Source organism: Methylobacterium sp. A52T (assembly GCF_053346095.1).
On sequence record NZ_JBKFBI010000213.1, the window covers coordinates 1 to 6,376 of the forward strand.

Genomic DNA, 6,376 nt, shown 5'->3' on the forward strand with positions numbered 1-6,376 from the left:
GGTGCGACGCTCGCACCGCGACCGTCGCACCCGACCCGACACGCGAAGGGGCCGCTTCCCAGAGGAGGCGGCCCCTTCGCCGTTCAGGCGGCCGGAAGCCGGCCCGGACGCGACCCGGACTCGGCCCGGACTCGGCCCGGCGCCGCCTCAGTAGCCCTTCCAGAGGCCGGGTGTGGCCAGCTCGAGCAGGTGCCCGTCCGGGTCGCGGAAGTAGACGCTGACGCCGCCCCGCGGCCAGCGGGTGCGCCCCTCGACGGCCACGCCGGCGGCCGCGAGATGGTCCTCCCAGGGCGCGAGGGCGTCGGCGTCGATCGAGAACGCGATATGGGCCGGGCCGCGGCCGTCATGGGGCGGGATGAGACCGCCCGGCGTCTCGATCGGCTGCAGGGACCCGCCCTCCGGAAAGAGCAGGAGGACGCCGCGGCCGCCGACGTCGAAGGCGCGCATGCGGAAGTCGGTGAAGAGGCAGCGCAGTCCCATCGTGTCGCGATAGAAGGCCTCGGCGCGGTCGAGGTCCGCGACGTACAGCGCCGTCTCCAGGATGGCGTTGAGCTCGGGCACGGCGATCTCCTGGCGGCGGCGCGGTCACGGCCCGCGGGACCCCATCCGGGCCGGGCCGGTGCAGCGCCGGGCGGCTGCACCGGACCAACCGGCCGGTCCCGGACTCGGTTCGCCGCGGGCTCAGACGGCCGACGGCCGCGGCGCGCCCGAGTCGGGGCGCGGGGCGCGGCCCGGCACCAGCGACAGGGCGGCCGAGAGCAGGGCGAAGACCACGAGCGGCAGGAGGCTCAGGGTGAAGCTGCCGGTCCCGTCCTTGATCGCGCCGATCAGGTAGGGGCCGAGGAAGCCGCCGAGATTGCCGACCGCGTTGATCGCCGCGATGCTCGCCGCCGCGGTGGCGGGCGGCATCTGCTCGGTCGCGAGCGCCCAGAACGGGCCCTTGAGCATGTAGACGCCCATGGCGGCGATCGTGAGCGCCGCCACGACCGGGCCGAGCCCCGACAGGACCGTGCCGCCCGCGAGCCCCAGCGCCAGGATCAGGAACGAGAGCGCGAGGTGCCAGCGCCGCTCGGCGGTCCGGTCGCTGTGCCGGCCCCAGAGGACCATCGCCAGGGACGCGAAGCCGTACGGAATGCTGTTCAGGAGCCCGGTCTCGACGTTGCCGAGGCCGAAGCTCTTGACGATCTGCGGCGTCCAGAACGACAGCCCGTAGCTGCTCGCCGTCGAGCCGAAATAGATCGCGGCGAAGAGGGCGAGCCGCCGGTCGCGCAGGATGTCCCAGAGCGGCGGCTTCGCGGGCTGGCCGCCGCGGGTGTTGCGCGCCGCCTCGGCCCGGAGCTGCCGCTCCAGCCAGTCCCGCTCGGCCGCCGGCAGCCACGCCGCGTCCCGCGGGCCGTCCGGCAGGAGCCACAGGACCGCGACGGCCAGGAACACCGCCGGCAGGCCCTCGAGGATGAACAGCCACTGCCAGCCGGCGAGGCCGAACCCCGTCACGTTGAGCAGCGCGCCGGAGATCGGCGAGCCCAGGAACGACGAGATCGGGATCGAGATCATGAAGACCCCGATGATCCGCGCCCGGTAGGCGGAGGGGAACCAGTAGGTCAGGTAGAGGATCACGCCGGGGAAGAACCCGGCCTCGGCGAGCCCCAGCAGGAAGCGCAGGGCGATGAACGACCACGGCCCCTGTACCAGCGCCATGGCGGCGGAGATGAGCCCCCAGGTCGCCATGATCCGGGCGATCCACAGCCGCGCCCCGAAGCGCTCCAGCATCAGGTTGCTGGGGATCTCCATCAGGAAGTAGCCGAGGAAGAAGATGCCGGCGCCCCAGCCGAACACGGTCGCCGACAGGCCGACATCGTGGTTCATCTGGATCGCCGCGAAGCCGACATTCACGCGGTCCAGGAAGGAGACGAAGTAGGCGAGGATCAGGAACGGCACGAGCCGCCAGCCGATCCTGCGCATCGCCGAGCGTTCCAGGGCGGCGTCGTCCGGGGAGCCTGTCGCCAAGCCTGTCATCGAGCGTGTCCTCGTCGCGTCATGGAATCCGCGCGGCGTCGAGGGCGTCGATGCACCGCCGCGATGGCGGTGAGACGGATATCTCGGGCTTCCTCGCGGGCCGGTCATCTCTGGCGGTGACCTGTGCCGAATCTGCTTACCCCGTTCCCGATGCGGCTGGGAAGCGCGCGCGCGGCTTCAATCGATCGGACTTGTTGGAGGGAACGGCGTATTCGTATGGCAGGATACCGTTGAACGACGCCGTGCCGGCGGCACAGTAGGCTCGTGCAGGAGGACTGTAGGGGTGCCGATGGCCTGTTCGTCTTTGCGAGCGCAGCGAAGCTGCCCAGGGATGCCGGACATCGGTCAAGCTTGGCGCAGCTGGATTGCTTCGCCGCGCTCGGAGAGACGCGGAGCCAGTTCAGCGCGATCCCTGCCGCCGGACCGCGACCCTCTCCGCGTTCGGGTACCCGAAAAAGGCGCGCGCGCACGGACCTGGAGCCGCTGATCCCGTGCCCACGTCCCGAGGTCTTGAAAGAGGGCGACCCCTGCGCCTCAGCCCTTCTTGACGTTCCAGAACACCGGCACGCCGTCGAGGACGCCGGTCAGGGACGGCTTGTACGAGGTCTGGTTGAAGTACTGGCCGAGGGGCAGGTAGGGCAGGTCGACGAAGGCCTGCTGCTGGAGTTCGCCGGCGAGCCGCTTGCGCGCGGCGGTGTCCGGGGCGTCCAGCCACTGGTCCCGCAGCGCCTCGATCCTCGCGCTGGTGGGCCAGCCGATCGCGGCGCTCTGGCCGGTCCCGCGCAGGAAGGCGCTGACCGCGGGGTTCGCCTGGTCGAGCCCGGCCCAGAAGGTGCAGAAGGCGCTCCAGCCGCCCTGGGCGACCGGCTCCTTCTTGGCGCGCCGCTGCACCACCGAGCCCCAGTCCATGACCTGATAGTCGACGTTGAAGCCGGCGCGCGTGAGCATGTCGGCCGCCACGTCGGCGAGCGCCTTCAGGCTCGGGAAGTCCGAGGCGCCCATCAGCACCACCTTCTCGCCCTTGTAGCCGGCCGCCGCCAGCGCCGCCTTGGCGCCCGAATAGTCGCGCTTGCTGGTCAGGGCGTCGAGGCCGACGTCGCTCGCCATGGGCAGGCCCGGGCAGAAGAAGCCGGTCGGCACGTGGATCAGCTTGGGATCGGTGCCGGTCACCGCCTGCATGAAGTCGGTCTGGTCGACGACCTTCAGCAGCACCTGCCGGATCGCCGGATTGTCGAAGGGCGGCTGGAGCTGGTTCATCCGCAGGCAGCCGATCAGGCCGGTCGGGTCGGTGATCCGCGTCGTCAGCCCGCGGAGGGTGGGCACGAGGTCGGCCGGCGGCTGCTCCCACCAGTCCATCTCGCCCGTCTGCATGGCCGAGGCGGCGGTGGCCTGGTCGGGGATGACGTTCCACTCGACCCGGTCGACGTGGACGCGCTTCGGGCCCGAGGTCCATTGCGGCTCGCCGCCCTCGCGGGGGACGTAGCCGGCAAAGCGCTCGTAGACCACCCGGGCGCCGACCACGCGCTCGTCCGCCTTGAAGCGGAACGGGCCGCTGCCGACCATCTCGGTCACCTGCGTGAACGGGTCGGTCTTGGCGAGACGCTCCGGCATGATGGCGCAGATCGAGGAGCCGACCTTGCCCAGCGCGTCCGGCAGGAGCGCGAAGGGCTTCTTCAGGCGGAACTGGATCGTCCGGTCGTCCGGGGCGGAGAGCTCGTCCGTGTAGGCCATGAGCGTCTGGCCCATCGCGTCGCGCTTGCCCCAGCGCGCGACGCTCGCCACGCAGTCGCGGGCCAGGACCGGGCTGCCGTCGTGGAAGGTCAGCCCGGGCCGCAGGGTGAGGCGCCACAGCTTGCCGTCGTTCTCCACCGTGTGGCCCGCCACCATCTGCGGCTGGGCGGCGTAGGCGGCATCGGTGCCGTAGAGCGTGTCGAAGACGGCGAGCCCGTGATTCCGGGTGACGTAGGCGGTCGTCCAGATCGGATCGAGCACCGTCAGGTCGGCCTGCGGGATGAACTTGAGCGTCCGGGCGGCACTGCCCTGCGCCAGCGCCGGGGTCGCGAGGGCGGCCCCCGACAGGGCCATGAAGGATCGTCTGTTCAGCATGCCGACTCGCCCAAGCGTTGCAATCTCGCTCAGGTTAGCACGCGGCGGGCCAAGCGCATCACGGGCGCGCCGGTCAGCGTTCCGGTCTGCGTGCCGGTCAGCGCGCCGCCGCCAGATCCAGCACGAGGGTCAGGACGCGGCGGCGGATCTCGGGATCGTCGATGCGCCGGTAGGCGTGCAGCAGGGCGTCGGCCTCGTCGGCACGCCCGCCCGCGACGCCGGCGCCCCGCTCCGCACCCGGCGGGCCGTACAGGGCGGTGGCCGGAACCTGCAGCGCGGCGGCGATCCGCTGCAGCAGCCGCCCGGCACCCGGCGCGTGCGGCGCCGCCGAGCGCTCGAACAGGTCGTCCTCGGGCGCCGCAGCCCCGGAGGATCCGCTCCGGACAGGTGATTTCGATCCCATCGGCGGTCAGGCTCTGGCGCGCGGGCTGGCTCGAGCATTCATAATACAGGAGACCGGCGGGACGCGAGTGGCCAGCACGCAACAGTTGCATGAATGCGTCAAAGAAGTCTTGAGGTTGCAGCTACCGAACCCGTAGATCGACCGGACCGGAGCCGCACACGTACACCGCCATGCCCAAGACCAACGCGTCCGTCGGTCAGACCTGTCCCGAAGCCTTCCAGATCGCACTCGATTCCGCCGACATGATCGGGCACTGGGCGTGGGATCCCGCGACGGACCGGGTGCGGGTCGACGCCCTGGTCGCCCTCCTGTTCAAGGTCGATCCGACGGCGGCGGAATCCGGCATCCCGCTGGCCGTCTACGAGGAGGCCATCCACGTCGACGACCGCGACCGGGTCGTCGCCCTGATCCGCCGCAGCGTCGCGGCGGGGAGTTCCTACGTCGCCGAGTACCGGGTGATCTCCGTCGACGGCCGGATGCGCTGGGTCCTGGCGCGCGGCCGCTTCACCAGCGACCGTGGCGGCCGGCCGACGGGCGGGCGCGGGATCCTCGTGGACATCACGGCGCTGCGCGCGCGCGAGGCGATCGGCGGCGCGACCGCGCCCGGCCCCGGCGACACGCCCCTGGACCGGGCGGTCGAGCACGCCCTCGCCGCGCAGGACGCCATCGCGGCGCTAGGCGATCCGGCCCTGAAGGCCGAGGCGGACGCGCTGCTGATGGCGCTGGGGCGACGGCTGGCCCGGCGGCAGGTCGCGGAGCGGCGCCGCCACCTGAACTGAAGCGTGACGGCAGCGGCGCGGCGGCAACCACTAAATCCAGCCGCTAATTGTGCGCCTTGTTCGTGCAAAGCGGGGATGAACAAGCTTTCGTCAAGATAACGACTTTATTGGCCGCGAGCAGGTGCGGGACCGGCAGCGGCGTTGCCGGAGCCCCGTTCTCACCTGAGCGCGTCGCGCGCGCGCCGTTGCCGTCCGGACCCCGGCGGGTCCGGCTTCCCGGGATCGTCGTCATGCACTTCACCGTCACCGCACGCCTGTCCGCGCGCCGGTTCGCCTACCAGCACGCCTCGGTCCTGACCGCCCTGGATCAGGGCATGAGCCTGATCGCGGCCGGCATGGCCGAGGTGACGATCACGGACGGCAGCGGCGAGGCGCGGACGCCGGCGGCGCTGTACCAGTCCCTGTTCGGGGCGCCCGCTCCCCTGCGGCGCCGCGCGGCGCCCGCGCAGGCGCAGGCCGCCTGATCCCGGACGACCCGATCGCGCGCGTCGCCCGTCCCGCAGCGGATCGCCCCGCAGCGGATCGCCCCGTCGCCGGGCGGCGACGGGGCGGTGTCCGCAGGTGCTCGGGCGATCACGACTTCGGTTTCACGACCCGAGGCCTGGAAACGACCGCGGCCGATCTCGACTAAAGAGAAATTTGACCAGTACGACGTCGTCTTTCTGGACAACGGCCGAGATCAGGCTTAACCTCGGTGTGTTCGTGGCGCCGACACGCGCGCTCGAATGCTTCCAAGGATCATCTTACATGAAGCGCCGCAGCGCGCGACCGTTCATGGTCGAAGTCAAGCAGACCCGTTCGGCCCGCACAACGCTGACTGCCACCGAGGCGCGGCCGCGCCCGGACAAGATCCTGTGGCCGGAACTGGCGCAGGCCGCCCTCGCGCCGCCCGCACCCGCGCCCGCCCCTCAGGCGGCACCGGCGCCGCGCCCGGAACGGAAGGTGCCGGACGCGCCGGTGCGCCGCGTCCTGCCGAGCCTCGTGCCGATGTTCGAGGCCCCGGCCGAGCCGGTCCTCGAAGCCGCCGGCGAGGCCGCGACGGACCCCGCCGCCGAGACCGTCCCGGCGCCGC

Annotated in this window: 6 protein-coding genes and 1 pseudogene; 3 read left to right on the forward strand and 4 right to left on the reverse strand. The window is 71.9% G+C overall.

Features of this window, described 5'->3' with window-relative positions:
* Positions 1 to 147 precede the first annotated feature (147 nt).
* The 4 genes from ACLBYE_RS28855 to ACLBYE_RS28870 all read right to left on the reverse strand — a co-directional run bounded on the left by ACLBYE_RS28855 (position 148) and on the right by ACLBYE_RS28870 (position 4,525).
* The gene (locus tag ACLBYE_RS28855) at positions 148 to 561 is read right to left on the reverse strand and encodes a VOC family protein (protein ID WP_020094093.1); all 414 of its coding nucleotides are present in this window, start codon (positions 559 to 561) and stop codon (positions 148 to 150) included.
* A gap of 120 nt (positions 562 to 681) precedes the next feature.
* The gene (locus ACLBYE_RS28860) at positions 682 to 2,016 is read right to left on the reverse strand and encodes an MFS transporter (RefSeq protein WP_447696785.1); all 1,335 of its coding nucleotides are present in this window, start codon (positions 2,014 to 2,016) and stop codon (positions 682 to 684) included.
* Between the two features lie 534 nt (positions 2,017 to 2,550).
* Entirely contained in the window at positions 2,551 to 4,122 is a 1,572-nt protein-coding gene (locus ACLBYE_RS28865; protein ID WP_447696786.1) for an ABC transporter substrate-binding protein, read from the reverse strand.
* Positions 4,123 to 4,219: 97 nt separating this feature from the next.
* Complete coding sequence (locus ACLBYE_RS28870) at positions 4,220 to 4,525, reverse strand: hypothetical protein (protein WP_447696787.1); 306 nt, start codon at positions 4,523 to 4,525, stop codon at positions 4,220 to 4,222.
* A gap of 170 nt (positions 4,526 to 4,695) precedes the next feature.
* On the opposite strand from ACLBYE_RS28870, the gene ACLBYE_RS28875 reads away from it, so the two are divergent.
* The 3 genes and pseudogenes from ACLBYE_RS28875 to ACLBYE_RS28885 form a co-directional block, all read left to right on the forward strand.
* Positions 4,696 to 5,304: a PAS domain-containing protein gene (locus ACLBYE_RS28875; protein WP_447696788.1), complete on the forward strand. Its 609-nt coding sequence runs from the start codon at positions 4,696 to 4,698 to the stop codon at positions 5,302 to 5,304.
* 230 nt (positions 5,305 to 5,534) lie between these two features.
* On the forward strand, positions 5,535 to 5,768 hold the full coding sequence (locus ACLBYE_RS28880) for a hypothetical protein (protein WP_447696789.1): 234 nt from the start codon (positions 5,535 to 5,537) through the stop codon (positions 5,766 to 5,768).
* A 175-nt stretch (positions 5,769 to 5,943) separates the two neighbouring features.
* Positions 5,944 to 6,376 (forward strand): annotated as a pseudogene (locus ACLBYE_RS28885) (hypothetical protein); the annotation flags it as partial.

Bases quoted from the DNA above. Each gene is read 5' to 3' on its own strand.
- ACLBYE_RS28860 (WP_447696785.1), bottom strand. From the start codon at position 2,016: ATGACAGGCTTGGCGACAGGCTCCCCGGACGACGCCGCCCTGGAACGC.
- ACLBYE_RS28865 (WP_447696786.1), bottom strand. From the start codon at position 4,122: ATGCTGAACAGACGATCCTTCATGGCCCTGTCGGGGGCCGCCCTCGCG.
- ACLBYE_RS28870 (WP_447696787.1), bottom strand. From the start codon at position 4,525: ATGGGATCGAAATCACCTGTCCGGAGCGGATCCTCCGGGGCTGCGGCG.
- ACLBYE_RS28875 (WP_447696788.1), top strand. From the start codon at position 4,696: ATGCCCAAGACCAACGCGTCCGTCGGTCAGACCTGTCCCGAAGCCTTC.
- ACLBYE_RS28880 (WP_447696789.1), top strand. From the start codon at position 5,535: ATGCACTTCACCGTCACCGCACGCCTGTCCGCGCGCCGGTTCGCCTAC.